The organism is Vreelandella mediterranea (assembly GCF_970647075.1).
The window spans coordinates 478,601-504,169 of the sequence record NZ_OZ310198.1 but is presented as its reverse complement, the minus strand read 5'-3'; the positions used below and the strand labels follow the sequence as shown (position 1 = coordinate 504,169).

General features: G+C 59.4%; 21 protein-coding genes and 1 pseudogene. 7 read left to right on the top strand and 15 right to left on the bottom strand.

The features are described from left to right. Positions 1 to 3 precede the first annotated feature (3 nt). The 7 genes from ACWFVE_RS02420 to ACWFVE_RS02390 all read right to left on the bottom strand — a co-directional run bounded on the left by ACWFVE_RS02420 (position 4) and on the right by ACWFVE_RS02390 (position 8,693). Positions 4 to 1,143, bottom strand: coding sequence for an acyltransferase family protein (locus tag ACWFVE_RS02420; RefSeq protein ID WP_447530491.1), 1,140 nt, complete (start codon positions 1,141 to 1,143; stop codon positions 4 to 6). A gap of 196 nt (positions 1,144 to 1,339) precedes the next feature. Beyond that, positions 1,340 to 1,639: a hypothetical protein gene (locus ACWFVE_RS02415; protein ID WP_447527702.1), complete on the bottom strand. Its 300-nt coding sequence runs from the start codon at positions 1,637 to 1,639 to the stop codon at positions 1,340 to 1,342. A gap of 341 nt (positions 1,640 to 1,980) precedes the next feature. After that, on the bottom strand, positions 1,981 to 3,726 hold the full coding sequence (locus ACWFVE_RS02410; RefSeq protein WP_447527701.1) for an IlvD/Edd family dehydratase: 1,746 nt from the start codon (positions 3,724 to 3,726) through the stop codon (positions 1,981 to 1,983). Between the two features lie 63 nt (positions 3,727 to 3,789). Next, positions 3,790 to 4,800: an L-arabinose ABC transporter permease AraH gene (gene araH, locus ACWFVE_RS02405; protein ID WP_447527700.1), complete on the bottom strand. Its 1,011-nt coding sequence runs from the start codon at positions 4,798 to 4,800 to the stop codon at positions 3,790 to 3,792. A gap of 39 nt (positions 4,801 to 4,839) precedes the next feature. Beyond that, positions 4,840 to 6,333 carry an L-arabinose ABC transporter ATP-binding protein AraG gene (araG, locus tag ACWFVE_RS02400; protein WP_447527699.1) on the bottom strand — a complete coding sequence of 498 codons (1,494 nt, stop codon included), beginning with the start codon at positions 6,331 to 6,333 and terminating at the stop codon, positions 4,840 to 4,842. A 27-nt stretch (positions 6,334 to 6,360) separates the two neighbouring features. Continuing rightward, entirely contained in the window at positions 6,361 to 7,356 is a 996-nt protein-coding gene (locus ACWFVE_RS02395; RefSeq protein ID WP_447527698.1) for an arabinose ABC transporter substrate-binding protein, read from the bottom strand. A 95-nt stretch (positions 7,357 to 7,451) separates the two neighbouring features. After that, a complete protein-coding gene (locus ACWFVE_RS02390) occupies positions 7,452 to 8,693 on the bottom strand; it encodes an aldose epimerase family protein (RefSeq protein WP_447527697.1) in 1,242 nt (413 codons plus the stop codon). Between the two features lie 154 nt (positions 8,694 to 8,847). Here ACWFVE_RS02390 and ACWFVE_RS02385 point away from each other — a divergent pair, with 154 nt between their 5' ends. Together ACWFVE_RS02385 and ACWFVE_RS02380 are read left to right on the top strand one after the other, a co-directional pair. Further along, a complete protein-coding gene (locus ACWFVE_RS02385; RefSeq protein WP_447527696.1) occupies positions 8,848 to 9,780 on the top strand; it encodes a LysR substrate-binding domain-containing protein in 933 nt (310 codons plus the stop codon). Between the two features lie 206 nt (positions 9,781 to 9,986). Next, positions 9,987 to 10,991 (top strand): glycoside hydrolase family 5 protein, encoded by a 1,005-nt coding sequence (locus tag ACWFVE_RS02380; RefSeq protein ID WP_447527695.1) that lies wholly within the window; start codon positions 9,987 to 9,989, stop codon positions 10,989 to 10,991. A gap of 100 nt (positions 10,992 to 11,091) precedes the next feature. Here ACWFVE_RS02380 and ACWFVE_RS02375 read toward each other — a convergent pair whose 3' ends face one another. Further along, a complete protein-coding gene (locus ACWFVE_RS02375; protein ID WP_447527694.1) occupies positions 11,092 to 12,018 on the bottom strand; it encodes a Gfo/Idh/MocA family protein in 927 nt (308 codons plus the stop codon). Positions 12,019 to 12,056: 38 nt separating this feature from the next. Continuing rightward, on the bottom strand, positions 12,057 to 12,815 hold the full coding sequence (locus ACWFVE_RS02370; RefSeq protein ID WP_447527693.1) for a FadR/GntR family transcriptional regulator: 759 nt from the start codon (positions 12,813 to 12,815) through the stop codon (positions 12,057 to 12,059). A 307-nt stretch (positions 12,816 to 13,122) separates the two neighbouring features. Here ACWFVE_RS02370 and araD1 point away from each other — a divergent pair, with 307 nt between their 5' ends. Together araD1 and ACWFVE_RS02360 are read left to right on the top strand one after the other, a co-directional pair. After that, positions 13,123 to 14,115, top strand: a complete 993-nt coding sequence (gene araD1 / locus ACWFVE_RS02365) for an AraD1 family protein (RefSeq protein ID WP_447527692.1) — start codon at positions 13,123 to 13,125, stop codon at positions 14,113 to 14,115. A 68-nt stretch (positions 14,116 to 14,183) separates the two neighbouring features. Next, positions 14,184 to 15,758 carry an aldehyde dehydrogenase (NADP(+)) gene (locus ACWFVE_RS02360; RefSeq protein WP_447527691.1) on the top strand — a complete coding sequence of 525 codons (1,575 nt, stop codon included), beginning with the start codon at positions 14,184 to 14,186 and terminating at the stop codon, positions 15,756 to 15,758. A 376-nt stretch (positions 15,759 to 16,134) separates the two neighbouring features. Here the strand turns inward: ACWFVE_RS02360 and ACWFVE_RS02355 are convergent, their stop codons facing one another. Further along, on the bottom strand, positions 16,135 to 16,248 hold the full coding sequence (locus ACWFVE_RS02355; protein WP_447530490.1) for a YgjV family protein: 114 nt from the start codon (positions 16,246 to 16,248) through the stop codon (positions 16,135 to 16,137). 105 nt (positions 16,249 to 16,353) lie between these two features. Next, positions 16,354 to 17,520 carry a hypothetical protein gene (locus ACWFVE_RS02350; protein ID WP_447527690.1) on the bottom strand — a complete coding sequence of 389 codons (1,167 nt, stop codon included), beginning with the start codon at positions 17,518 to 17,520 and terminating at the stop codon, positions 16,354 to 16,356. A 901-nt stretch (positions 17,521 to 18,421) separates the two neighbouring features. Here ACWFVE_RS02350 and ACWFVE_RS02345 point away from each other — a divergent pair. The 3 genes and pseudogenes from ACWFVE_RS02345 to ACWFVE_RS02335 all read left to right on the top strand — a co-directional run. Then, positions 18,422 to 18,631 (top strand): annotated as a pseudogene (locus ACWFVE_RS02345) (hydroxymethylglutaryl-CoA lyase); the annotation flags it as partial. A 133-nt stretch (positions 18,632 to 18,764) separates the two neighbouring features. Then, positions 18,765 to 19,166, top strand: coding sequence for an MbcA/ParS/Xre antitoxin family protein (locus ACWFVE_RS02340; RefSeq protein ID WP_447527689.1), 402 nt, complete (start codon positions 18,765 to 18,767; stop codon positions 19,164 to 19,166). Further along, positions 19,163 to 19,843 carry an RES family NAD+ phosphorylase gene (locus ACWFVE_RS02335; protein WP_447527688.1) on the top strand — a complete coding sequence of 227 codons (681 nt, stop codon included), beginning with the start codon at positions 19,163 to 19,165 and terminating at the stop codon, positions 19,841 to 19,843. Before ACWFVE_RS02340 ends, ACWFVE_RS02335 begins: the two co-directional genes overlap by 4 nt. Positions 19,844 to 19,891: 48 nt before the next feature. On the opposite strand, the gene ACWFVE_RS02330 is transcribed toward ACWFVE_RS02335, so the two are convergent. From ACWFVE_RS02330 to speB, 4 genes are all read right to left on the bottom strand, one after another. Continuing rightward, the gene (locus tag ACWFVE_RS02330) at positions 19,892 to 21,340 is read right to left on the bottom strand and encodes an aldehyde dehydrogenase family protein (RefSeq protein WP_447527687.1); all 1,449 of its coding nucleotides are present in this window, start codon (positions 21,338 to 21,340) and stop codon (positions 19,892 to 19,894) included. A gap of 9 nt (positions 21,341 to 21,349) precedes the next feature. After that, a complete protein-coding gene (locus ACWFVE_RS02325; protein WP_447527686.1) occupies positions 21,350 to 22,972 on the bottom strand; it encodes a 5-guanidino-2-oxopentanoate decarboxylase in 1,623 nt (540 codons plus the stop codon). Between the two features lie 10 nt (positions 22,973 to 22,982). Beyond that, complete coding sequence (locus ACWFVE_RS02320) at positions 22,983 to 24,365, bottom strand: YjiH family protein (RefSeq protein WP_447527685.1); 1,383 nt, start codon at positions 24,363 to 24,365, stop codon at positions 22,983 to 22,985. Positions 24,366 to 24,472: 107 nt separating this feature from the next. Next, on the bottom strand, positions 24,473 to 25,423 hold the full coding sequence (speB, locus tag ACWFVE_RS02315; RefSeq protein ID WP_447527684.1) for an agmatinase: 951 nt from the start codon (positions 25,421 to 25,423) through the stop codon (positions 24,473 to 24,475). Positions 25,424 to 25,569: the final 146 nt, after the last annotated feature.

Genomic DNA, 25,569 nt, shown 5'->3' with positions numbered 1-25,569 from the left:
TGGTTATCGGTGCGCCGCTATCCAGCGTGTTACCCAAATCCACAGCGCGGCCCCGAGAATCAAAAGCCCACCGACGCCCAGCGCCTGCGTGTAGGTATAGGTGCCGTTAAGCTCCAGCAGAAAACGAAGCACTAAAAAAATCAGCACGATATGGAAAATGAACGCCTTGAGCGCGTCGCTTCCGACAATGGTCAGCGGCAAAAGTGCCTTGGCCGCCGCCGCGCCACCGGCCAACGCAAGCCCTAGAACAACCAGCGCCCCACCCACACTGAACAGCATGAAGGCAAGCTGTGGCGGGTGCTTACCGGCATTGTTCGCCACCGCCACCATGGCCGCATAGGGGCCATCCCCTAGGGCCGCCAGGCCATAAAAGGCGCCGATCATCGCGCCGCCCAGCGCGAGCAATATCGCGACCAGGCGAAGACGCGTGGCACGCTCGAAAACGCAGCGAAGCGTGGCCTCGCCCATCAAAAGCCCGGCAAGAATCAGCGGCGCGCGACTTAGCTGCCCCCAGGTGTAATACGCTTCGTGATCGACCAGCAGCGCTTTCAAAAGGGGGTTGCCGCCAAAATCGAACCCCTGCAGCCAGGCCGAAAGTGCGGTGAGCACTGCGATAGCCGCCAGGCGCGACCATAGCGGCGCCCGGGCCCAGAGCGGAAGTATCAGCGGCACCCACAAAAGCGCGATGGCGTAGAAGCCGAGGATTTCGACCCAGATGGCAAAGTTGCCATAGAGCAGCGTATCGACGATATCCGCTGGCGCGTTGAATGGGAGCATTTCGACGATGGTGAGCGCCTTGTACCAAAACCACACTTCAAGGGCGCGCAGCCACAGCTTCAAACGCCGCCTGGGCCAATCGTCACTTTGGGTACGCGGTAAAAATGCCACCGCCAGCGCCATGCCGAACACCATGATAAAAAGCGAGGAGGAGAACTTGGTAATGAGGTGCACGGGCACCATGCCCCACTCGGGCACGTTGGGAATACCCACCAGGCCACTGACGGTATGGCTTATGATCATCAAGCCGATGGCTATACCCCGAGCCAAATCGATTGCCTCGATCCGCCCTTGTGCCCTGGGGAGAACAGGTACTTCTTTTAAGCTCGGTTTTAAGCTCGTTTTTAAGCTCGGTTTTAAGCTCAGCACGTGGCGTACATCCCTGTAAACGGCGTCGATTCGATGTCGATCACCCAAGCTATAGTGAGAGTGCTTCAACCTTAGCTTATCGCCCGTAACAGGGGTAGCGGACGTTTAAACGCAAAAATGCCCCGCATTCGGCGGGGCATTTCGTGGCTCATCCTTGAGCCAGGGAAGCGGTTAGTCCTTTAGCAAGCGGGGTTTACCAATTGCTGTCGGAGTCGGTATCCGTGTCAGTATCGGTATCCCAATCTTCTTGCTCCTCCTCCTCTTCTTCGTAAGTGAATTCTTGCTCTTCCTCTTCGTACTCGGTGGTCGCACCTTGCTCTTGCTCGGTGTCAAACGAGTTGTACGTGCCCTGCTCATCCTGCATGGTGTCTTCCTGCGGTACCGGCTCTTGCGGCGCCGTGTCTTCTTCCATGCCAGCAAAGGCTAGCGGGCTGACCATTAGGCCGAAAGATACACCAAGGATGCCTAGTTTCTTGAGAGATTCCTTCTTCATGATCGTGCCTCCTGATTGGCTTTACTTTCCAGCTTTTCAACACGGGTATCAATAAAAGCGTACCCGGTAAAAAAATCGTACGTTGAGTTTAAACAAGAGCACCGTGCCATCCTGACGCTGCGCTCTTGGCTAAACCATTGCAGCGGGCGTACCAGGTTTTCAATTAAAAATAAAAAATAACATAAAATCAAAAACTTAAAAATATAAAAGCGTATGCCAACCCGTTATAAAACCTGCATTTAATACGTATTTTATTGTTTAAGGTTGGCACATGGGCCGCGTTGGTCATGTCAATTGCAGTTAATCGGCCCAGGGGATCCTCACAAGGCATTGGCTATCTTTCAATGCGAATGACGGGGCACCTCGGCGCCGCGACAGCCCACCAGAAAGTCGAAGTCGCACCCCTGGTCGGCTTGCAGCACCCGTTCGATATAGAGCTGGCGGTAGCCACCCTGGCTTGCAATCATCGTGGAGGCCGCCGTGGCATCGTCAGCGCTCAGCCGCTCGGCCAGTTCTTCATCGCTGATATCCAAGTGCAGTCGCCCGCTTTGGCAGTCGAGCTCGATCCAGTCGCCGTTGTGTACTGCGGCAAGCGGCCCACCCGCCGCGGCCTCCGGCGCTACGTGCAGCACCACCGTGCCGTAGGCGGTGCCGCTCATGCGTGCATCCGAAATGCGCACCATATCGGTCACGCCCTGGGCAAGAATCTTGGGCGGAAGCCCCATGTTGCCCACCTCCGCCATGCCGTGATATCCCCGGGGGCCGCAGTGCTTCATGACCAGAATATCGTCGGCGTTGACGTCCAGGTCCGGGTCGTTGATGCGCGCTTTGTAGTCGTCGAAATCTTCGAATACCACCGCCCGGCCGCGGTGGCGCATTAGCGCAGGCGTCGCCGCCGAGGGTTTGAGCACCGCGCCGTTGGGCGCCAGGTTGCCGCGCAGTATGCAGATCCCGCCGTCCGCGGTGAGCGGATTATCCAGCGAACGGATCACCTCGTCGTTATAGAGCGGCGCGTCCTGGACGTTCTCCCAAAGCGTTTTCCCGTTCACCGTCAGCGCGTCCTTGAACGGCAGCCGGTCCGCCTCGCCCAAGCGTTTGAGCACCGCAGGCAGCCCCCCGGCGTAGTAGAACTCCTCCATCAAAAAGCGCCCCGAGGGTTGCAGATCGACCAGCGTAGGCGTGCCCCGGCCGACGCGGCTCCAGTCATCCAGCGCCAGGTCGACACCGATACGCCCGGCAATCGCCTGAAGGTGAATCACCGCATTGGTGGAGCCGCCGATCGCGGCGTTGGTGCGAATAGCGTTATCGAAAGCTTGTTGGGTGAGGATTTTGGACAGCTTGAGATCCTCGTGGACCATCTCGACGATACGATTACCGGAGAGATGCGCCAGCACGTAACGCCGCGAATCCACCGCGGGAATGGCGGCGTTATGAGGTAGCGACACGCCCAATGATTCCGCCATGCAGGCCATGGTCGAGGCGGTGCCCATGGTGTTGCAGGTGCCCGCCGAGCGCGACATACCCGCCTCGGCGGCCATGAAATCGTGAAGCGAGATCTCGCCGGCCTTAACCTGCTCGGAGAGCTGCCAGACCACGGTGCCGGAACCAATATCCTTGCCTTTATGCTTGCCGTTGAGCATCGGCCCACCGGTCACCACGATGGCGGGTATATCACAGCTAGCCGCGCCCATCAGCAGTGCCGGGGTCGTCTTGTCACACCCCACCAGCAGCACCACCGCATCGATGGGGTTGCCGCGAATCGCCTCCTCGACATCCATACTCGCCAGGTTGCGGGTGAACATGGCGGTGGGCCGCAGGTTGGATTCGCCGCTGGAGAACACCGGGAACTCGACCGGATAGCCCCCCGCTTCCAGTACACCCTTTTTGACGTGCTCGGCGAGCTTGCGAAAGTGGGCGTTGCAAGGCGTCAGCTCCGACCAGGTATTGCAGATACCAATGATCGGCTTGCCTTGAAACTCGTGGTCGGGAATTCCCTGGTTTTTCATCCAACTGCGGTACATGAAGCCGTTCTTATCAGCGGTGCCGAACCACTGGGCGGAGCGTAGAGGCGTTTTTTGATCGGACATGGAAGTCTCTCCCTATCGATGCCGGTGACAAAATTGGGTGACTAAAAAGAGAGTGGGTAAGCGTTAAGCGCGCTGTCGGCGAGTCTGCTTCCAGCGGTCGAACATCACCGCCAGCAGAAGAATCGCCCCGCGTACCAGGTACTGGTAGAAGGTCGGCACGTTCAAAAGCCCCATGGCGTTTTGCACACAGCCCATGATCAACACCCCGACCACCACGCCGGTAATCGTGGCTACCCCGCCGGAAAGCGCGACCCCGCCCAGCACACACGCGGAGATGACGGCAAGCTCCAGCCCCATGGAGGTGTTAGGGTCGCCAAGCCCCATGCGCGAGGCGAGCAGCACCCCAACGACCCCGGCGACCACGCCCTGAAGACCGAACACGATGATTTTCAAACGCCGCACGTTCACCCCGGCAAGCGACGCCGCTTCCGAGTTTCCCCCGGTGGCGAGCACATTGCGGCCAAACGCCGTCATATTGAGCACCACGCCAAAAATCACGAAGCAGGCAAGCATCGTCCAGACCGGTAGCGTCAAACCCAGAAGCGCGGCGCTCCCCAGGTCGAAAAAGCCCGGTACGGTAATCATCACCGCATCGCCGCCAGAGGTGATGTAGGCAAGCCCGCGCACGAACTCCATGGCGGCCAGCGTGGCGATGAGCGAGTTGATACCGAACCGGGCAATCACCAGGCCGTTAAAGACCCCGACCGCGCCGCCGGCCACGATGCCGCCGAGCACACCGGTCAACACGCTGCCGGTGCTCGAGGTCACCACCGCCGCGACGACCCCGGCAAACGCCACCGTGGAGGCCACCGAAAGATCGACTTCCCCCAGCGCCAGCACCAGCATCATGGTGGTGGCGAGACTCCCGATCAGCGTGATCGACAAGAGCAGCCCGACCATGTTGCGCCCGGTGAGAAAGTCGGGAATGAAGACCGCCAATGCCACGAACAGCAGCAGAAAAATGGCGATGAGGCCCGAGGTATCGAGCAGTGTGCGCAGCGGCTTGATCAGCCCCTGGCGCCCGGCAGGCCGTTCCGGCGCTGCGCTATCCTGAGTCAATTTATTGGTTGTCATTGTGTTAATCCTAAAAGAAAGCCTGAGCCAAGAGACGGTTTACGCCGGCAGCGCCAGCCCCAGCAGGCGTTCGGGGGTAGCGGCGTCCCGCGGGACCACCTCCACCAGTTCGCCATCCCGCATTACGGCAATGCGGTCACAGATCGAGCTCACCTCGGCAAGGTCGCTCGAGATCACCAGCACGCTCTTGCCCTGCTCGGCCAAATCGTAAAGCAGGCTGTAAATATCGCGCCGAGCGCCCACGTCGATGCCCCGGGTGGGTTCGTCCATCACGAACAGATCGATCTCTTCAGAGAGCCAGCGGGCAAGAATCACCTTCTGCTGGTTGCCGCCGGAGAGCTTGCCGATCGGCGCCCGCGGGCCCGGCGTCTTGATGCTCAGCTTCCGGATGTAGTCTTCGGCATTACGCCGCTCGCGCCCGGGGTGGCGGAACACGCCCCAGCGCTTGAAAAAGCGCCGGCAGCTGATGTTCAGGTTGTCGGCGACGCTTGCCACGGGAAAAATGCCCTGGGACTTGCGGTCTTCCGGGCACATGGCGATCCCGGCGCGAATCGCCTCCCCGGGGCTTTTGAAGCGCCGTGTGGTGCCCTTGAAGGTGACGCTGCCCGCTTTGGGTGTCTCGACCCCGCACACCAGGCGCAAAAGTTCGCTGCGCCCGGCACCCACCAGGCCGAATAGCCCGAATACTTCCCCCTTTTTCACCGAGAAGCTCACCGGGCCTTTGATCCCCCGGCCTTCGATGTCGTCCACGCTGAGCACCGTCTCGCCGGCTTCACGAAAGCGGTAGCCGTACACATCGTTGATATCGCGGCCGACCATTTCACTGACCAGCAGGTCGTGGGTGAGCGTACTCATGTCCTCGTGGGTGCGAATGTGCTTCCCGTCGCGGAAGATGGTCACCGCATCGCACATCTCGAACACTTCTTCCATGCGGTGGGTCACGTAGAGCACTACCCGGCCTTCATCGCGCAGGCGCTGGACGATACGCTTGAGCTGGCGCGTCTCCTGTACCGAGAGGCTGCTGGTCGGCTCATCGAAGGCGATGACCCGCGCATCGCGCAGTAGCGCGCGGCCGATCTCGATCATCTGCTGCTGGCCGATCGATAGATCGCGCACTTTCGTGGAGGGGTGAATCGCGCCCTCGCCCAGATCTTTCAGAATCGCCAGCGCCCGCTCTTTCAACCGGCGGCGGTCCACGAACCCACTGCGAGTGGGTAGCTGCCCCAACAACAGGTTTTCCGCCACCGACATGTTCGGCGAGAGGGTGAGCTCTTGATAGATGATCGCGATGCCTTCGCGCAGCGCCTCCCGGGCATTGCCGAAGACGTGACGCTGCCCATCGATCCAAAGCGCGCCTTCGGCGGCCCGGTTCACGCCGCTAAGCAACTTTAGCAGCGTGGATTTGCCAGCGCCGTTTTCGCCCATCAGCGCATGCACCTGGCCGGTGTGGGCCGAGAAGCTCACATCGTCCAGCGCGCGCACACCAGGAAATACCACGCTAATGCCGTCGAAACGAAGATACGGTTCAGACATAACCACCCCCTCCCTCAACAGAGCGCATTAAAGTCCCAGTTCCTCACGCACTTCTTCCCAGTTATCCCGGGTCATCAGGGTGCCGGTGGTCTCCGTATTGGCCTCGGGCTCGCGGTCCTCGCTGACCCAGTAGTAGAGATCTTCGGCGGTCTGGCGGCCGTGCATGGTCGAACTGACGGCCACCGTGCCGTGAAAGCCGGTGGGGTTGTTACGCGAGAATTCGGCAAAGGCGGCGCCGGAGCCGTTGATGCCCACGCCAATCACGTCCTCGGCGGCCAGGCCGTACTGCTCGGTCGCGCGCACGCCGCCCAGCACGCTCTCCTCGTTGAGCGCGTAGATCACCCAGTGCTCGTAACCGCCGCGCTGAGAAAGTACCGGCGAGGCGGCGGAAAAGGCGCCGTTGGTATCGGTGCTTTGCTGGGGCGCGTCGAAAATGTTCTCTTCGGGGAAGCCGGCCTCGAGCAGCGCCTGGGTAGCGCCATCGGTGCGCTCCACCGCCGTGGGCAATTCGTTATTGGTGATGCGCAGCGCGGCCACCTGTTCGCTGTCCCAACCCCGCGCCTGCATCTCCGCGGCAATCGCCTCGCCCACCTGGCGGCCAATTTTGGTGCCCGACATGCCCAAATGAGGCACATCGGCCATGGGCTCGCCGCTGGAATTCACGAACTGATCATCCACGGTGATGACTTTCATGTCGTACTGGTTGGCGCGGTTCATGATGGCCGGGCCCAGGCGCACGTCCGGCGGGCAGATGACGAACCCCTGGGCTCCCTGGGCGTAGAGGTTATCGATGGCGCTAAGCACTTGCTGGCCATCCTCACCGCCGAGGCGCACGACTTCGAAACCGAGCTCTTCGCCCACCTCGGTCGCCGCGCGCTGCTCGTTGATGAACCACGCCTGCTCCGGCTTTTTCACGATAAAGCCGATTGTTACGTCTTCGTCGCTCTGGGCCTGAACGCTCAGTGGGGCGGTCATGATGGCGCTGCATAGTGCCAGGCGTGCAAAAGAGGTGGCTAGTCGCATGGTGAAGCTCCTTTTATCGTCATTGTTTTATTGGCTATTTTAATGGCGGCTGGTTGCTTGTCGTCGGACGGGCAATGTCGGCTCGACCGCGAGTATTACGGGGTATCACTGCTCTGCCGGGTGGAGAAACGCATCACGGTGCGCGAGTGATAATGCTCACCGGGCGCCAGGATAGTGCTGGGGAAGTCGGCCTGGTTGGGCGAGTCGGGAAAGTGCTGGGTTTCCAGCGCCAGCCCCGAGCGCTGCTGATACGCCTGGCCGCTTTTACCGGTGAGCTCGCCACCCAAAAAGTTACCCGAGTAAAACTGAATGCCCGGCTCGGTCGTCTCGATTTCAAGCAACCGGCCGCTTTCCGGCGCCCATACCCGCGCCGCCAGCACCAGCTCGCCTTCTTGGCTTTCATCGCGCTCGAGTACGAAGTTGTGATCGTACCCCTGGCCAAAACCGAGCTGCTCGTCGTCCTGCTCGATACGCTCGCCAATGGCCGTTGGCTCGGTAAAGTCGAACGGCGTGCCCGCCACGTCGCGAAGCTCCCCCGTTGGGATCAGCGACTCACTAACCGGCGTAAAGGCATCGGCGTTGAGCATTAGTTGGTGATCGAGGATGGTATCGCTGCCCTCGCCTTTGAGGTTGAAGTAGCTGTGCTGGGTCAAATTGACCGGGGTGGCCCTGTCGGTCTCGGCCTGGTAGTCGATGATCAATTCATTCTGGTCGGTGAGCGTATACGTCACTTCGACGCTCAGCTCGCCGGGGTAGCCCTCTTCCCCCTCCGCGCTGGTGTAGCGCAGCACCAGGCCCGCGCCACTTTCGTTCTCGAACGGCTCGGCTTGCCAAAGTACGCGGTCGAAGCCTTGCGCGCCGCCGTGCAAGTGGTTGTCGCCATCGTTGATGGAGAGCGTATAGGTCTCGCCTTCAAGCGAAAATTGGCCGTTGGCAATACGGTTACCATAACGCCCGATCAGCGCACCAAAGTAAGGATTGACCTGCTGGTAGGTGTCCGAGAGATAGCCGTCGATCGAGTCGAAGCCCAGCACGACATCGTCGAAATCACCGGCGCTGTCCGGCACTTTAAGCGACACGATGGTGCCACCGTAGGTAATGACCTTGAGTTCGACACCGTTGGCATTGGTGAGCAGGTAACTCGCCACCTCACGACCATCGGGCAGTTGGCCGAAGGTGGCTTTTTCGATGCTTTCAGCGGTGTGTGTCGGGCGCTGTTGCTCCATGGTAGACGTCTCATTCTGCGCATGGGCGGTGCTCATCACCAGCAGCGCGCTACCCACTGCGATGAATAAAGCAGGGACAAAACGGCCCGGCGTGGCGTGCGTTAGAGGCATGATACTCCCCCCTTTTATGGTTGTTGTTATCAAGGCGGTATGGACCCCGCCTGGTCATCGCTAACCCTAGACAATTCGGGCATAACCAACCAATACATAAGTAGGCTAAAATCCATATACATTTAGTTATCGATAACGACAAAAGGCTTATCCCATGGGTGTTCTGGAGGATGACTGGTTTCTCGACGCTCGACTAAAGTTGCGCCATTTTCAGTTATTTTTAGCGCTCGAAGAGCAGCGCAACCTGCACCGGGCGGCGCGTCAGCTCCATATCAGCCAACCCGCCGCTTCGAAGCTACTCAGCGATGTGGAGTCCAACCTGGGCGTGCGCCTGTTCGATCGCCACTCCCGCGGCTTGACGCCCAACTGGTATGGGGAGGTGATGGTTCGTCAGGCGCACAGCATACTGTCGACGCTTCGTCACACCGGCGAAGAGCTGAACGCTTTACAACGTGGCCATCTGGGAACCGTCGCGGTCGGCACCGTCATGGCCCCCGCCGTCACGCTGCTGACCAGCGCCATCGAGCGCGTCCACCGCGACCGCCCCGAGCTCAAAATTAGCGTCGAGGTCGATGTCAGTAAGGTGCTCGTGCCGCGCCTATTGGAGGGTGAGCTCGATTTTGCCATCACGCGTATTCCCGCGGGCTACAACATCGAGCACTTCGTATTCGAAGAGATTGGTGAGGAGGAGCTCTGTTTTGTTTGCCGAAAGGCGCACCCGCTGGCCGACGAACCCACCCTGGGCCTTGCCGACATGGCCGTTTACCCATGGTCGCTTCAGCCGCCCGGCGCGCTCATGCGCCAGCGGGTGGACAGCCTGTTTCTCCACCATCAGGTCGCGCCACCCCGCCAGGTCGTGGACACCACCGACCTGCTGGTCTCGCTTTCGCTGGTTTTGAAATCCGACACGATTACCGTGGCCACGCGCGAAACCGCCGACCTGCTCTGCCCGCCCGAGCGCTTTCATCGGCTGCCTTTCGTGGAAACCCTTAGCGTGCAGCCCTACGGGCTTGTCAGTTTGCGCCAACAGCGGCTCTCTCCGGGGGCGGCGGTGCTGATGAGCACGCTGCGCGAGCTGATCGAATAAGCTGACCGAAGATCGCGTTCGTCTGCCCGGTGCTTGTAGCCTGAAAGCAATACCTCGCCAGATCGTTTGAAACGTATCGAGGCACCAATATTATTGGCACAAAAATACTGTATATATTTACAGTAATGAGCTAAGCTTTTTTTGATGCTACTTCAGCATCCACCGTTTCACTGAAGGCCACCTACCTGTTGGTAAAGGAGCGCTTAATGAAATTTCTACTCAATTCCGGGGTCAAGCCTGTCTGGTTAAAGCCCGCACTCATCACTTTAGCAATCAGTGCAAGTACCTCTGCCGTCGCCGACGTCCCGCCGTTAAGCGTCGAAGGCAACCAGATTCTGAGCGGCGGAGAAGCCAAAAGCTTTGCCGGTAACAGCTTTTTCTGGAGCAATACGGGCTGGGACCAGGAAAAAATGTATAACGCCCAGGTGGTGCAGTGGTTAAAAGAGGATTGGAACACCACGATCGTCAGAGCGGCAATGGGCGCCGATGAAGGCGGCTCGTACCAGCAGGATCCTCAAGCCAACGTGGAACGGGTGGAAACGATCGTCGACGCGGCGATCGACAATGACATGTATGTCATCATCGATTTTCACACCCATCACGGTGAGGATAAAAAAGAGGATGCCATTCGCTTTTTCCAACAAATGGCGCAGCAGTATGGCGATTACAACAACGTCATCTACGAAATCTATAACGAGCCGTTACAGGTGAGCTGGAGCGATGTCGTCAAGCCTTACGCGGAAGATGTGATCGCGGCTATCCGTGACATCGACCCTGACAATTTGATCGTGGTGGGCACCCCCACCTGGTCGCAAGACGTCGATGCCGCCTCTGTCGACCCGATCGAGGGCGACAATATCGCCTATACCCTGCATTTCTACGCAGGCACCCACGGTCAATCCCTACGCGATAAGGCCGAAACCGCCTTGAATAACGGTGTCGCCTTGATGGTGACCGAGTGGGGCGCCGTCAACGCCGATGGCGGCGGGGCCGTGGCCGAGGAAAGTACTCGCGAATGGATGGACTTTCTCGCCGACAACGCTATCACGCACCTCAATTGGGCGGTGAGCGACAAGGATGAAGGTGCCTCCATTATCAGGCCGGGCGCTAGTCCTACGGGCCAGTGGGACGCATCCGAGCTGACCGATTCCGGCACCCTGGTCAAAGAGATCATCAGCAACTGGGGCACCGAGATCGGCTCAGTAGAGTGATAGAAGCGTCGCTTTTAAAGCGGCATCGACCCAACCAAAAGCCCGGCCAACGCCGGGCTTTTTTAATTCACGCCTGCATGAAAGCCGGTCGACGAAGTCCCTACTCGATGAACGCATCGACGGTTTCGCGGTGGCCATAAAGAAAAGCATCGGCAACCTGGCGAAGCGGTGCTACGTCGACATCGCTTTCATGACGACCGACCAGCTCGGCGAAGTGCTCATAAAGCCCCGCGTACTCGCGCTCCTCGGCATCGACGATAACCTCACCGTTAATCGTCAAACGACAGCCCCCCTGGGTCAGGCTTAGCGGCCCTTCGTCGGTTTCCACATGAATATCCCAGGTTTGCGGCCCGGTCTGGCGAAAGTCGAAATGCGCCTCGATGACGGCTTCACGCGCGTCGGTAAAACTCAGCTCAGCGGCAATGGGGGTCTGGCAGTTGCTGGGCACCTGTAGCGTGGCACCGCGCAGGAAAAACGGCTGTGCCAGGATGGCCGTCGCAATCGAAAGCGCGTTGATACCCGGATCGAACACGCCCATTCCGCCGGGCTGCCAGATCCACGCCTGACCGGGGTGCCAGACACGCACATCCTCTTTCCACTCGATCTCGACGCGGCGTACATCGCGTTGGCTAAGCCACTCACGAGCACGCGCCACCCCCGGGGCAAAGCGTGAGTGCCAGGCGGCAAACAGCGTAACGCCCTGCGCGTTGGCCAGGGTTATCAACTCCTCGACTTCGCTAAGCGTGGCGCCCGGCGGTTTTTCCAGCAGTACATGCTTGCCGCGTAAAAGCGCCGCTCGCGCCGTGGTATAGCGCAGGTGGGTCGGCGTGCAGATCGCCACGGCCTCAATATCCGGCTGGTTATCCAGCATCGCTTCAAGCGATTCAAAGCCTGGAACACCCTCCAAGGATGCGTGGGGATCTGCCGTCGCCGCCAGTTGGCAGGCTGACGTGGCCGCTATAGCAGGTAAATGCTGGTCGCGGGCAATTTTCCCGACGCCAACAAGCCCAATGTTCAGTTTCGACATACGTTCGCCTTGTTTTTGAAAAGAAATGAATCGTTGTGTCAGTGATGGTCGACGCTGCGCCCCAGGGAACTGGCCCCGTGTTCGAGCCCTAACGCTTCGGCGGTTCCTGCCAGCACCGCCAGGGCGGCGTTGAACGCCTCCCTGGGGCGGCGCATACGAATGCTCTCCATCAGTACGCGATGGCGCTCCAGCGCTTCATCGGGGCTGGAGGCGCTATCGTTGGACATGGAGATCAGCATGTAGATGGAGGGCCGGAGAATATGCGAAAGCTGCGCCCAAACGATATTGTGGGTGGCCTTGAAGATCGCTTCGTGAAAGGCCACGTCGTACTCGCTGTGCAGGCGGCGCTCTTCGGCGCAGGTCGCATTGCGCAGGTTTTGCCCCAGCCCCTCGAAAGCCTCTTCGATCGCGACCAAATCCCGTGCCTTGGCACATTTTGCGGCGGTCATGGCCACGTAGGGTTCTACATCCAAACGGAAAGCGAGAATCTGGCGCTGAATATCCGGGTTGGGCACCGCGTATCGGGTTAGCCAATCGGTCACCTGCGGGTCCAAAATGTGCCATTCCGAGTATTCGCGCACTTTCGATCCGTGGCCGGAAATGCGCTCGATAATGCCCACGTCGACCAGTTGGCGCAGGTCGCTACGAACCGCCGAGCGGTTAATCCCAAACCGCTCACAAAGATCCAGCTCGCGAGGCACGAAGTCACCCGGCTGGTACTGTCCGGTCAGAATCTCGCTGACCAAATGCTCCGCAATGCTGGGACGAGCCGTGGGCTTGTTCAGAGATGACGTCACTAAAATCGATCCTGTTTCAATTCATATCCATCATAACGTAATTACCCGGGCGCCATCACAGCGACTCGCCAACAGCGCCTCATCCACCCTGCTTCAACAACGATACTCCACGGTTGTGACACGCGTTTGAAAAACCGCGGCTTCGACGGCCGAGCGGTCACTCGGCGGTTAGCAGCCTTTTCGCTTTACCAGAAACATACAAAAGTCTATGTTGAACATAAAGAAATAAAGTAAGACATTTAAAAGAATGACTCAACGCCCCGCCGCACGCAGCAAGACGCAATAGCTCATACAAGGACAAATAACGATGCGACTTATTCAATACCTGGACGCCAACGACCTGCGGGTCGCCTGCGTCGAAAACCATGACCAGGTCAGGCCTATCGAGATCGAAGGCGGTACCTATGGCCTTGCCCAGGCGGCAATGGCAGAAGGGCGCTCCTTGCAAGCAGTGGCAACGGCCCACCAAAGCGACGAGCTGATCGACTACCAAACGTTGATCGATGAACGCCGCTTGCTCCCCCCGCTCACCCACCCGGACCCCGCTCACTGCCTGGTGACAGGAACGGGCCTGACCCATCTGGGCAGCGCCGACACCCGCTCGGCCATGCATGCCAAGACCCAAGTGAGCGACGATGAGCTGACCGATTCCATGCGCATGTTCAAGCTCGGCGTCGAGGGAGGCAAACCCGCGGCCGGCAGCGTCGGTGCCCAGCCCGAGTGGTTTTACAAGGGCGACGGCGACTGCATCGTGGCGCCCGAAGCGGACATGCCCTCGCCAGGCTTCGCCGAAGACGCAGGTGAAGAGCCAGAGCTTGCCGGACTCTATATCGTCAGCGGCGATGGCACCCCTTTCCGGCTGGGCTACGCCGTAGGCAACGAATTTTCGGATCACGTGACCGAGCGCTTCAACTACCTGTGGCTGGCCCACTCCAAGCTGCGCGCCTGCAGCATGGGGCCGGAGCTGCTGGTGGGCGAACTGCCCGCGCACCTGGAAGGCACCAGCCGTATCGTACGCGACGGCGAAACGCTGTGGGAAAAGCCCTTTCTCACCGGCGAAGCCAACATGGCGCATAGCCTTGCCAACCTCGAGCACCACCACTTCAAGTACCCAGGCTTTCGCCGCCCAGGCGATGTGCACGTGCATTTCTTCGGCACGGCAACGCTCAGCTTTGCCGATGGGATCCAAACCCGCGAAGGCGACCGTTTCGAGATAGCGCTCAACGACTTTGGCCGCCCGCTGCGCAATACGCTGCGCCCGACGCCAACCAGGGAGACCGGCGACATTCAGCCGCTTTGATCAAAAGTACACTCCCGCGACGACCAGTAATCAAGTAACGACATCGATTTATGCGTAAAGGAGGCACGATGAATCTGGAAGGTACCCTACTCATTGGCCAACAGGCCGTTACCGGCACGGCCGCCGGCATCAACGCCATCAACCCGGCCACCGGCGAACAGCTCGACCCCACGTACCCAGGCGGCACGCGCAGCGACGTTGAAAAGGCCTGCGCACTTGCCGAACAGGCTTTCGACCACTATCGCGACACCTCGCTGGAGGAGCGCGCACGCTTTTTGGAAGCCATTGCTGACGAGATCGAAGCCATTGGCGCGGACCTCACCCAGCGCGGCGTCGCGGAAACGGGCCTGCCCGAAGCGCGTCTTGAAGGCGAACGCGGCCGCACCTGCGGTCAGCTGCGCCTGTTCGCAAGCGTGGTACGCGCCGGCGAGTGGCTCGATATTCGCCACGATCCGGCCCTTCCGGATCGCCAGCCGATGCCGCGGGGTGACCTGCGCCAGCGTCACATTCCGCTCGGCCCGGTAGCCGTCTTCGGCGCCAGCAACTTTCCGCTCGCCTTCAGTGTGGCGGGGGGTGACACCGCCTCGGCCCTGGCCGCTGGCTGCCCGGTCGTCGTGAAAGGCCACTCGGCACACCCCGGTACCTCGGAGCTGGTGGGCCGCGCCATTCAGCGTGCGGTAGCGAAATGCAAGCTGCCGGAAGGCGTCTTTTCGCTTCTTTTCGGCTCGGGTAAAGAGATCGGCCAGGCACTGGTGGCTGACCCGCACATCAAAGCCGTTGGCTTCACCGGCTCGCGCAGCGGGGGTAAAGCCCTGATGGCGACCGCCCAGGCGCGCCCCGAGCCGATCCCGGTCTACGCCGAAATGAGCAGCGTCAATCCCGTCTTCCTGCTCCCGGAGGCGCTCAAAGCACGCGGCAAGCAAATCGCCGAAGCCTTTGTCGGCTCGCTCAACATGGGCGCCGGTCAGTTCTGTACCAATCCGGGGCTCGTGATCGGCCTTAAAGGCGCTGAGCTTGATACCTTCATCAACGCCGCCGGCGAGACGGTCAAGGAAACCACCGGCCTCACCATGCTGACACCGGGTATCCATGACGCTTACCAAAGCGGTGTGGCGGCACTCTCCAAACAAGCCAGTGTGAAGGAAGTCGCCCGCGGGAAAACCGGCGACGGCCCTCATACCAGCCAGCCAGGTCTCTATGTGGCAAGCGCCCAGGATTTCTTGACCGATGAGGCGCTGCAGGGAGAAATTTTCGGCGCCACGTCGCTGATCATTGAGTGTGCCGACGCCGATGAGATGCTACAGGTCGCCAAACAGGTGGAAGGCCAGCTGACCATCACCCTGCAAATGGAAGACGCTGACCTGCAGGCGGCCAAGCGCCTGCTGCCGACCCTTGAGCGGCGCGCCGGACGCATCCTGGTCAATGGCTGGCCCACCGGCGTAGAAGTCGGCCACGCCATGGTCCACGGCGGCCCCTACCCGGCCACGTCCGACAGCCGTACCACCTCGGTGGGCAGCGCCGCCATCTTCCGCTTCCTGCGCCCGGTCTGCTATCAGGACCTGCCCGGCGAGCTGCTGCCCGAAGCGCTACGCGATGACAACCCGCTCAACGTGACGCGCTTGGTCGACGGCAAACGCCACTAAGCGCTACCGCGGTTGAGGTAACACACGTCTGACATCTAGCCCGGCAGGGAGTTACCCTGCCGGGCTAGTTTCGTTTGTAGGGTGCCTGAGCTGCCACTTAGCTCGCTGCTGCCGATGATGACGCGGTCAGTTGATCTACCCAATGGCGGACGGTGGCGGGCAGCGTTGCGTAGCAGCGCTGCCGATGACCAGTTCATCCCCATAAAAAGGGCTGGCAACGCTACCAGCATACTCACCACTCCAGAGTAAGTAACAACAGTAGAAAAACTGACACCGTACAAAATAGATATTTAAGCGTTGAGGACGTAGAAAACACACTCGCCAAATGGCGAACAGTGGCGACAATCATCAAGCTTGCCGCCGTCCACTGCTCCAGCTAAATAAAGTGGGCCGAAATCGACGTGCCAGCAAAAAATAGACAAGCCAAAATCTTTTTCCGTTCTTTAAACTGGAATGACATCAGGTCAAATCCGATAGCTATAGCCACCAAGACTTGAGATAGCAAAAAAGGGTGTCACTATAACCTCCTGTAAAAATATCGCTTGCAGCAGATACGTGACGTCAGGAGCATTACTTGCCTGCATTTGTTATACATTCACGAGTTCGCTTCCCGTATCGTATTTTCAATACCACCGGACTGTAAATCATTATCTATAGCCTCTTGAGCCCGAGCTAGATCATAATTCGGAGCCTCCCTTACCCCGACCCTTCGTCGCTCCGAATCCACTTTCCAGAACTCAACGTGTTCTATATTCCTCAGTCGAGGCTCCATAAATAACGAAAAATCCAGCGTATATGCTTCAAACCTACCTTTTCGTCCGGAAGCCGCCGATGTATCTGGCTCAACCACATGGATAAGCTTAAAATCCATAAGCTGGAGGATTAGTTCGTGAACACTAAACATCTTCTGCGCTTGTTCCTGAGAGACCAAAAATGCCGTCTTCTTCTTTTCTTTTAAACAGAAAGAGATGATATCTTGATACACTTTTTCTAATGGAGAAGAATCTGAGCTCGCTTCTTCCTTCAGGTTATTTAACTTCGTCCTGTACGAGAGTCTACTTGCGCCCTTCCAAATATAGGTTGGTGTCAGCCATTTATCTTGGCCATCTGCGTTAGCAGCCGAAACTGCCTCAACAAATATATTTAGAAAATCTCTTGGAACCCCTCCAGACGCTAGTACCAACGAGTGAAAGGCTTCGGGATTGAAAAGAGTGTCCTTTGGGTTATCAACTTCAGCTGTGTACGATAGCGCGGCAAGCATCTCGCCGAGGTATTCGCTGGTGGACTCTAAATCTTCTAGCGTTCTATCAAGATTAATCTCCTCTACGTCCTGATGCAGTTCTACACCTACTGTTTGTTCACCGTTTCTTATTATAGATGTCCGGTGTCGAACCGTTCCTATTTTTAGGTAAAAGTTTGTCCCGCGAAGTAACCGATGAAGGTAGTCTATGACATCTGGCTGACGACTTCTTGGTATCAGATAAAAGTCGTCAAGTAATATAAACGCTGAGTCATACTTGGATCCATTTAAGGAATCCGAAAGTGATTTTTTGTAATCACTGAGATAACGCTCCAAATGATCAAGCTTCTGCTCTTTGTATTCACTTTGTTTCTCTTGACTATCTGAGTGTTTGCCATGGACTTTGGCGGGTCCTTTATCAATACCACCACCATGTTCATAATTACTTCCATTAGTTTGCCTGACTTGGGCTTCATCGGCTTGCGCAAGGACTTTTCGTAAATCGTCAATATTTTTCTGCACCGAATTCGGCTTTCTTAACAATCTTCTCCAAGACTTACTAGCCGTGGGCATATTCTCAAATATTCGAAGCAATAGCCTGACCAAGAGATCTGGATACGTAAGCCGCTTAAACTCATCACCCTCGATATAGATTGGCAGTATCCCATTGCTAGCGTTCTCGTCGTTTAAAAAATGAACAAAAAGACACGATTTCCCAGACCCCCTGCGGCCAAATACTATCTGGTGTTGATTAGACCGGAACCTATCCAGATGACCAGACACGTCGACGTAGTCTGGGTTGTGGTTTGGCCTAATACGAAAGGAATCTTTGACCAGATTGGTAAGTCTTGCAACTTCTTGGCTACGAAGCACAGGTATCTCCAGTTTTATAACAGTGATTATATCTCCAATTACATAACCTCAATAAACGCGCCAGCACATATATTGGTAGTTATGCAGCTCACCATAAAAAACAAAGCATTGTTTTTTATGGCCTTAGCCTTGCCTACAGCCATATTGGCAGCATTCGCGTGCCTGCGCGTTTTGCCTTTTCTCTTCATACTCTATTCACTAATGCGCCTTAGGTCACGTTGTAATTGGGGGTCCCTCCTCGGCAATACGTCGCAGGCTATCGGCATGGCCATTTGCGCGTGCCAGTAACGTTTTAGGCATTGAGGGTCGTGGCGCAGGGCGAGTTTCTTCGCTGAGCACGCCATCGTCCTTCGCCGGTGACGAACCTTTGGTTACCTATTGGCTAATTGTCGGGCTCTGGCGAGTAGCCCATGCTTTCGCGCAACAATGACACCCACCGGCACTGGAAAGGTAATCCCATGGCTGATCAAGCGCGCGAACTGCCGCTTCAAGGATTGAAAGTACTCGAATTAGGCCAACTGATCGCCGGTCCCTTTGCCACCAAGCTGCTGGTGGCTGCCCCTTTGCCCCGGGTGCCACGGGCAACGTCTGCACCGAAGACCTGGTGCACATGTTCGAGGCGATGGGCGTGGCCACCGGCGTCGACCTGGACGCCCTGCTCGAGATCGCCGCCACCCTGCCTGAACTCGTCGGCCACGACGTGCCCGGGCAGGTGGCCAAGGCGGGCAAGTGGGACCGGCGTTATCCAGTCCCGCACTGACAATCAATAACTTCGAGTCGCTGTTAGCTTTCTAACAAGTCGGCCCGTGATTTAAAACTATATGCTCAAATGAGCACTATTTCCTCATATCGCTCATCTGGCGTAAACTCTACAAACGCTAGGGGAGAGTATTATGGGAATACAGCAACGATCTGTGGCTAAACGCCAAGCGATGGCAGCCGCCGCGATGCGAACCTATCCCGGCATCTCACACGCTTGGAAAATGCGCGAAAGCGAGGCAGCCCTACTGTTAGGCGTACCGGGCTCCACTTATCGGCGATGGAAAAAAACGCCAGAAAGCGCAAACCTCGATGCCAACCATCTTGAGCGAATGTCGTTGATACTTGGGATCTACAAGGCACTGCATATTCTGCTGCCCAATCAGGAGGCCGCGGATGGGTGGCTTCGCAGACCCAACAGCAATCCACTTTTTTCAGGCCACACGCCCATGGAGCGTTTGCTCAACGGCCAAGTGTCGGACCTGTACGTCGTGCGCCAGCACCTTGATGCTGCACGTGGTGGTGGTCACGCATGAGGTTTCCTTCAAACAGCGTTGTATGGCGACCCAGCTATCGCGTTATTCCCTCACGCTTTCCGCCCATTCACCTGTTCGAAAACGTGAACGCCAGTGCCAGCGATTGGGATTTACTCAATGAGTTGGAAGGTGAAACCTCGGCGCGGCTACGCGAACAGGCAGGCGCTATCCATCTGGTTCGCGATGAAGACCGTCGTTACGGGCCGGGCTTTACACCAGTCATGGCCGCCTTTTGCCATTTCCCTGCCACCGGATCACGTTTTAGTGATGGCACGTTTGGGGTGTACTACTGCGCCCTTACAGAGGCCACGGCAATCGCTGAAACGGTCTATCACGCGGAGAGGTTTTTAGCAGAATCCCGCGAGCCGCCCATGATGCTCCAGCAACGCGTTTACCTGTCGAATTTGAGGGGACATCTAATCGACCTGCGCGAACAGCCTCATACCCAAACACTTCTTGCACCGGACAGCTGGACCGTGAGCCAAACCATGGGAAGAAGTGCCTGGGAAACACGCGCTGATGGAATCGTTTATCCCAGCGTTCGAGCCCCCGGCGGTGAGTGCGCCGCTGTATTGCGCCCACCGGTGCTGTCTGCCGCACACCAGGGACGCCACCTCGGCTACGACTGGGATGGCGAGCGCATTCGTCATATTTATGAGCTGACGCTACTGGAGTGATAGACCCAAGGCCAGGCGTCTAGTACTCCTCTATAACCACGTTAAAGATCAAGCCCCCGGCCCCACCACGTGCTTCACCTCCAGATAAGCACTCAACCCCCAGGGCCCCAGCTCGCGGCCGATGCCGCTTTGCTTGAAGCCGCCCCAGGCGGTTTCGGGCAGCACCAGTTGCTCGGTGTTGTACCAGATGCTGCCGGCCTTGAGCGCGCGGCCGATGCGTTTGGCGCGCTCGACGTCGCCGCTGATCACCGTGGCCGCGAGTCCAAAGGTGCTGTCGTTGGCCAGTTCGATGGCCTGGGCCTCGCTTGCCACGCTGCGCGCGCAGAGCACGGGGCCGAAGATTTCCTCCTTCCAGAGCCGGCTTGTGGGCGGCACGTCGCGATAGAGCGTAGGCGCGACGAAGTAGCCTTGCTCCGGCAGCGTGTAATGGGTTTTATCGCGCACTACCCTCAGGCCTTCCTGGGCGGCCACGTCCAGGTAGGCGTTGACGGCCTCCCGCTGTTGGGCGCTGGTGAGCGGCCCCAGGTCAGTATCTTCCACGCGCGGGTCGCCCAGGGTCAGCGCGTCCATGCGCGTGGCGAGTTCGCCGTAAAGCGCCTCGGCCACACGTTCGTGCACCAACAGGCGCGAGGTGGCCGAGCAGATCTGCCCGGCGTTGAAATAGATGCCCGCCATCACCCAGTCGGCGGCCTGAGCGGGGTCGGCGTCGTCCATCACCAGAATGGGCGATTTGCCGCCCAGCTCCAGCGAGACCCCGGCGGCGCGTGCGCTGGCCGCCTTCATCACCGCCTCGCCCACGCGGTTGCTGCCGGTGAACGAGACCTTGTCCACGTCCGGGTGGCTTGCAAGCGGCGCGCCGATGCCTTCGCCATCACCGTTCAACAAATTCAAGACGCCTTCGGGCAGGCCGATTTCCAGGGCGATCTCCGCCAGCGCCTGTTCGGGCAGCGGTACGATTTCCGAAGGTTTCAGCACGGCGGTGCAGCCGGCCGCCAGTGCCGGCGCCAGCTTCCAGGCACTGGTCACCAACGGAAAATTCCAGGGTGTGATCAGCCCGACCACGCCAGCCGGATCAAAATAGGTGCGCGCCTCGACGCCGTCCATTTCGACCGCCACCCGCTCGCCCTGGCGGGCGTCCAGCGCGCGGGCTTGCCCGGCGTAGTAGCGGTAACAAGCGATCGCGTCGTCCAGGTCGATGCCGGCTTCCATAAAGGGCTTGCCGTTGTTGGTGGCGCTGAGTTCGATGAGTTCCGCGCGCCGCGCTTGCAGTGCCTCGGCGAAGCCTTCGAGATACGGTGCCCGCCCGGCGCCGCCCAGCGCCTGCCAGGCGGGCTGGGCGTTTCGGGCCGCCACCACGGCGGCGTCCACATCCTCGGCTGCCCCTGCCGTTACCTGACCGATCACCTCTTCACGGTAGGGGTTGAATACCTCGAGTAGACGACTGCCAAGAGAAGTCACCCACTGGTTATTGATGAACTGCTGATCGAGCGTCTTCATAAGTATCCTTTACTGGGTGCAGGCGTGATGCCAGGCGGCAGCGTCGATTTCGATGAGTAGCGGGCCGGCAGGGTTGCGCTTAATCAGGGCGTGGGCGAGCGCCTCGGGCGACTCGACCCGGACGCTTGCACAGCCAAACCCGTCGGCCAATGTCAGAAAATCCGGCGCCTGAAGATCCACGCCGAGGCGCGCCACGCCGTGGGCGTCCATGTAGCGGCGAATTTCTTCATAACCGGCGTTGTGCCAGAGCACGATGACGACCGGCAGCTTCGCCTCCACAGCAGTGGCGATTTCCGAAAGTGTGAACATCACCCCGCCGTCGCCCACCAGCGCGACTACCGGCAAATCCGGCCGGGCAAGTTGAGCGCCCAGCGCTGCGGGCAGCCCATACCCCAGGGTGCCGTAGCCGGTCGAGGCGTTGAAGTAGCGCCGCGGCGCGGGCTGGCTCACCAGGTGATTGCCCGCGTACACCGGCGCGGTGGAATCCCCCACCAGCACCGCCTCGGGCAGGTGCTCGGCAAGGGTTTGATAAAGCGGCACGAAATCGCTGAACGCCGGGTCATTGGCAAGATCGAGCGCGGCCCATGCGGCGGCGGTTCGCGGGACGCCCCCGCGCTCGTGCGCCTCGGGGAAGTGTTCCAAAAGCAGCGCCAGGCTACGCCCGGCATCGCCCACCAGGCCCAGCGCGGTTGCCTGGTTGCGCACGAGCTGCTCCGGGTCCAGGTCGATACGAATCAGCGTGCCGTCAAGGTGAAAACCGTCGTCGAACACCACATCAAAATCGGTTTCGCCAAGCTCGGTGCCGACGGCCAGAATCACGTCCGCCTCGGCGGCAAGCGTGCGCACCGGCGGCAGCGCGGCGTTGGCGCCCAGGTCCAGCGGGTGGTCGCGCCCTAAAAGCCCCTTGGCGTTGATGGTGGTCACCGTCGGCGCGTCGAGCCGCTCGACCAAGACGCGGGCCGCATCCGGGGCGGCCGCACAGCCGCCCCCCAGCAGCACCAGCGGTTTTTTTGCCGCGTTTAGCAGGCGCGCCGCCTCACCCAACCCTTCCGGGTCCGGCGCGGCGCGGTAGAGCGTTGGCGCCCGGCCATGTTTTGGGACCGTCACCGGCGTATCGAACAAGTCGATGGGGATCTCGATATGCACCGGGCCCGGGCGGGCGCCGTTAAAGACGGCGAAAGCGCGGGCGAGTACCTCGGGCAGCGTCGAGGCGTCCATCAGCGTATGACTAAAGCGCGCCACGCCGCTGACCAACTGCTGTTGGCTTGGCAGCTCGTGAAGCCGCCCTTGCCCCATTCCCAGGGTATCGCGGCGGCTGACGCTCGAGATCACCAGCATGGGGATGGAGTCCGCCAGGGCTTGGCCCATGGCGGTGGCAATATTGGTCATACCGGGGCCGGTAATGATCAAGCACACGCCGGGCTTGCCGCTTGCCCTGGCGTAACCGTCGGCCATGAAGCCCGCGCCCTGCTCGTGGCGTGGCGTCACGTGCGCCACGCCTGCGCCTTCAAGGCCCCGGTAAAGCTCCACCGTGTGTACGCCGGGAATGCCGAAGAGCGACTCGACCCCGTAGGTATCGCGTAAAAGGCGAATCAAAAGCTCGGCGCAGGTCATCGTTTGAAAATCCTTCATGAGCTATGCCTCAAAAGAAAAACGTATGCGCCATGAAGGCGATAATGGGGAGCGTGATCGCGGTGCGCAGCAAAAACACCACCGCCAGTTCCCACAGCGCGATGGGGATTTTCGACTTCAGCAGCAACGCGCCGATCTCGGACATGTACACCAACTGCGTCATGGAAAGACACGCGATCACGAAGCGCGTGAGTTCGCTGTCGATATTGGTGGCCAGTACCGCAGGCAGGAACATATCCGCAAAGCCGACCAGCGTGGCCGGGGCCGCGGCCTGGGCTTCGGGAATGCGCAGCAGCTCGAGCACCGGCACCATCGGGTAGGAGAGCCAGGTAAAGAGCGGCGTGAACTCGGCAAGAATCAGCGCCACGGTCCCGATGGCGAACACCAGCGGCAACAGAGTGAGGAAGATATCGATCACGTTGATCAGCGCCAGCCTGGCAAGCGCGACAGGCCCCGGGGCACCGGCGGCGCGGCGGGTGGCCTGTAAAAGGCTATAGCGAAAAAGCCCCGCCTTGCCGGTATTCTCCTCACTGATTTGGCAGCCCACCGGCGCGTAGTAGTCGTTGGCTTTCAACGAAAGCGGCGGAATGCGCGAGACGATGATCGCGGCGACTAGCCCGGACACCACCACGGTGAAGTAGAACGGCACGAACAGGTGGTTGATACCCACGAAGTTGGCCACCAGCAGGCTGAACGCAATGGAGGCCACGGAGAAATTGGTGGCGATCACCGAGGCCTCGCGGCCGTTATAAAAGCCCTGCTCGTACTGCTGGGACGTAATCAGCACGCCCACGGTGCCGGAGCCCATCCAAGAGGCGGTGGCGTCGATGGCGCTGCGCCCGGGCAGGTTGAAGATGATCCGAAACGGCTTGCGCACCAGGCTTCCGATAAACTCCATGAAGCCGAACTCGACCAGAAACGGCAGCAAGATCGCGGCGAAGAAGAAAAACGTCAGCAGCACCGGCGCCAGATCGTCGAGCATCACCCCGCCGGTGAACGAGGCGGTGACGAACTCCGGGCCCACCTGAAAGTAGGTCATCACCACGAAAACGGCGCCCAGAATACGCAGCGCCACCCAGATCGGGCCGACGTTGAACATATCGCCGAAGTGGCCGCCACGCGCCCAGGCCGGGTTGGCCGTCTTCACGTACAGAGTCACCACCACCGATACGCACAACACCAGCATGGCTATCAAGGGAAGCGCCTGACCAAGCAGCGCCTGCAGGCCATCGGCCATCATGCCCATGCCGATATTGACCGACTCCCCGGTTTGAAACGGCACCAGAAACAGCAAGACGCCGATGACTGAGGGAATCAGAAACTTGAGCAAATGGCTTCGAGGGATGGGCCCGTTTGACGCAGCCTCGTCGCGTGTCGTTTGAGATTCAGACATAGAGTTCACCTGTTGAGAGTGCTTATTGGAGGTGGGCTGGCGGCGTGGGAGGCTTAGCCTCCCTTTGTTATCTATTGTTTTAATCGAGCGTCATCGGCGCCGGGAACTTACTCGCCCCGCTTGACCCCCGGCAGCACACAGAGCATCTCGTACAAGAGCGTGGCCCCCATCAGCGCGGTATTGCCGCTGGTGTCGTAGGGTGGTGAAACTTCCACCAGATCGCCGCCGACGATATTGAGCCCCGCCGCCCCGCGCACGATCTCCAGGCCCTGATGGGAGGTGAGCCCGCCCATCTCCACGGTGCCGGTGCCCGGTGCCACGGAGGGGTCGAGCCCGTCGATATCGAAGCTGATATACACCGGCGTATCGCCCATCTGCGCGCGTACTTCCTCCATCAAGGGTGCCAGCGACTGGTACCAGCACTCTTCGGCCTGCACGACGCGAAAGCCCTGATCCCGGCACCAGTCGAAGTCTTCGGCGGAGTAACCGGTGCCGCGCAGGCCGATCTGCACCACCTTCTCTTTCGCCAGAAGCCCCTCTTCCTGAGCGCGGCGAAAGGTCGTGCCGTGGGCGATCTCTTCGCCAAACATGTGCTCGTTGACGTCCGCGTGGGCGTCGATATGAATCAGCCCCACCGGGCCGTGCTTTTTGGCCATGGCGCGCAGAATCGGCAGCGTCATGGTGTGATCGCCACCGAGGGTCAGCGGCACGCAGTCGTGGCGCAACACGTCGTCGAAAAACGCCGTGATGATGTCGACGCTCTTGGGCAGGTGGAAGGTGTTGATCGGCACGTCGCCGATATCCGCCACCTGCAGGTACTCAAAAGGCGCGGCGCGGGTCGCCATGTTGTAGGGGCGCAGCATGCGTGATTCATCGCGGATCTGGCGCGGGCCCATGCGCGTGCCGGGGCGGTTGGAGGTCCCGATATCCATGGGAATACCGATGAAGGCCGCGTCGAGCCCCTGGGCACTTTCCTGGGTGGGCAGGCGCATCATGGTGGCCGGGGCGCCAAAGCGCGGCACGCTGTTACCGCCCAGCGGCTGGTTGAACTCGGACATTAAAACCTCCTGTCGTTATCGAGACGGGCTTTCAAAAGCCCTCTTTGGCTAAGCGTTACCTTGATACTGCATTTAACGTGCCAAACGCTGGAATCCCTTGAACGGGGCTTTTCGAGCTCAATCGATGCAAAAATGACTTATAAAGG